Here is a 2,363-nt window from a genome sequence, read left to right on the forward strand (position 1 = left end):
CCCTTCGACCCGGGCGCGGCGCGCCGCACGCGCATCCGGCAGACCACCCGACAGGCCGACAAACAAACCAACTAACGAACCAACACGTCGTTATGAGGTGCTTGCACACAGTGCACATGTCTTGTGATGCTATGACCGCTTTTGGCGGACGCATAGACCATGAGGGGAAGGGGTGGCGTGAGGATGTCGGCCCGTACCGCGCCCGGAACGCCGCTCCAGAGCCGGAGCGGCGCCGAGAGCGAGCCCGCGACGGGGGGCCGTGAGGCGCTGCTCCCGAAGCGGGAGACGGCGACCGAGCGCCGGGAAACACCGCACCCGCCCCCCGAGCCCTCCCAGCCCTCCGAACCCTCCGGGCCTTCCGGGCCTTCCGGGCCTTCCGAGCCCCGTGAGAGCAGCCCCGACGCCCGAACACGGGAACGCCGCGGCGCGGACGCCAGAGCCCTGACGCAGGTCCTCTTCAAGGAGATCGCCGAGCTGGAGCCGGGGAGCAGCGAGCACGCGCGCGTACGGGCCGCCCTGATCGAGGCGAACCTGCCGCTGGTGCGGTACGCGGCGGCGAGGTTCCGCAGCCGCAACGAGCCGATGGAGGACGTGGTCCAGGTCGGCACGATCGGCCTGATCAACGCCATCGACCGGTTCGATCCGGACCGCGGGGTGCAGTTCCCGACGTTCGCGATGCCGACCGTGGTCGGCGAGATCAAGCGCTACTTCCGCGACAACGTCCGTACGGTCCATGTGCCGCGCCGCCTCCACGAGCTGTGGGTGCAGGTCAACGGCGCGACCGAGGACCTGACCGTGCTGCACGGCCGCTCCCCGACCACCACGGAGATCGCCGAACGGCTGAAGCTGACCGAGGAGGACGTGCTCGCGTGCATCGAGGCGGGCCGCTCGTACCACGCGACGTCGCTGGAGGCGGCGCAGGAGGGCGACGGGCTGCCGGGCCTGCTCGACCGGCTGGGGTACGAGGACCCGGCGCTCGCCGGAGTCGAGCATCGCGACCTCGTCCGCCATCTGCTCGTACAGCTGCCGGAGCGGGAGCAGCGGATTCTGCTGCTGCGGTACTACAACAATCTGACGCAGTCCCAGATCAGTGTGGAGCTCGGGGTTTCGCAGATGCACGTGTCGCGGCTGCTCTCGCGCAGCTTCGCACGCCTACGTTCCGCAAATCGGATCGAGGCGTAATCAACGCGGGGGACCCTCGCCCCACTCCTTCGGGGCGGATAAGTCGACATGGCGCTACAGCGTGTTGCCGACATGTGACATTCTGCTGGAACCGCGTTTGCCGCAGCGCCGCCTCCGGTATTCAGGTGGAGGCTGCACTCCTCGTACGAACTGGGTACGGGGGAGCTGCTGCAACCCGTCCGCGACCTCAAGGGGGTGGCATGTCCGTAGAACTGGGCAGCTCGAAGGTGCTCCTCACCAAAGACGCACCACACGATGTGCTTGACGACTGCGGTGCCATCGACACTCGCACCCTCTCCCGCGCCCTCTTCCTGCGGCTTGCCACGCTTGCCAAGGACAGCGCGGAGCGTACGTACGTACGCGACACCCTCATCGAACTGAACCTGCCGCTCGTGCGCTACGCGGCGGCCCGATTCCGCAGTCGCAACGAGCCGATGGAGGACATCGTCCAGGTCGGCACGATCGGTCTCATCAAGGCGATCGATCGTTTCGACTGCGAACGCGGGGTGGAGTTCCCCACCTTCGCGATGCCGACGGTCGTCGGCGAGATCAAACGCTTCTTCCGCGACACGAGTTGGTCGGTGCGGGTCCCCAGGCGGCTCCAGGAGCTGCGCCTGGCCCTCACCAAGGCCAGCGACGAGCTGTCGCAGAAGCTCGACCGCTCCCCGACCGTGCCCGAACTGGCCATGTGCCTGGGCGTGTCCGAGGAGGACGTGGTCGACGGCCTGGCGGTGGGGAACGCCTATACCGCCAGTTCGCTGGACTCCCCGTCGGCCGAGGAGGACGGCGGCGAGGGCTCGCTGGCCGACCGGCTCGGCTATGAGGACTCCGCGCTGGAGGGGGTCGAGTACCGCGAGTCGCTGAAGCCGCTGCTGGCCAAACTGCCGCCGCGGGAGCGGCAGATCATCATGCTGCGCTTCTTCGCCAATATGACGCAGTCGCAGATCGGCGAGGAGGTCGGGATCTCGCAGATGCATGTGTCCCGGCTGCTCACGCGGACGCTGGCGACGTTGCGCGAGGGCCTGATCGCGGACTGAACGGGCAGGGCCGGGCCGGCCGCACGGCTCGGCACCCCCGCGGGATCTCTATACAGCTGACGCCCCGTCAGCCACACTGGTTCGATGCGACGGACGACGATCGGCTCCGCCTCGGCGACGGCGCTCTGCCTCGGCCTCCTGCTC

At 68.5% G+C, this 2,363-nt stretch carries 2 protein-coding genes; both read left to right on the plus strand.

Features of this window, described 5'->3' with window-relative positions; translation table 11 throughout:
• Positions 1-183: 183 nt before the first annotated feature.
• Positions 184-1,182 carry an RNA polymerase sigma factor SigF gene (locus ACFU99_RS40995; protein ID WP_384403092.1) on the plus strand — a complete coding sequence of 333 codons (999 nt, stop codon included), beginning with the start codon at positions 184-186 and terminating at the stop codon, positions 1,180-1,182.
• Positions 1,183-1,382: 200 nt separating this feature from the next.
• Positions 1,383-2,219, plus strand: a complete 837-nt coding sequence (locus ACFU99_RS41000) for an RNA polymerase sigma factor SigF (RefSeq protein ID WP_384403095.1) — start codon at positions 1,383-1,385, stop codon at positions 2,217-2,219.
• Positions 2,220-2,363 lie beyond the last annotated feature (144 nt).

Source organism: Streptomyces sp. NPDC057654 (assembly GCF_042800135.1).
Taxonomy (GTDB): Bacteria; Actinomycetota; Actinomycetes; order Streptomycetales; family Streptomycetaceae; genus Streptomyces.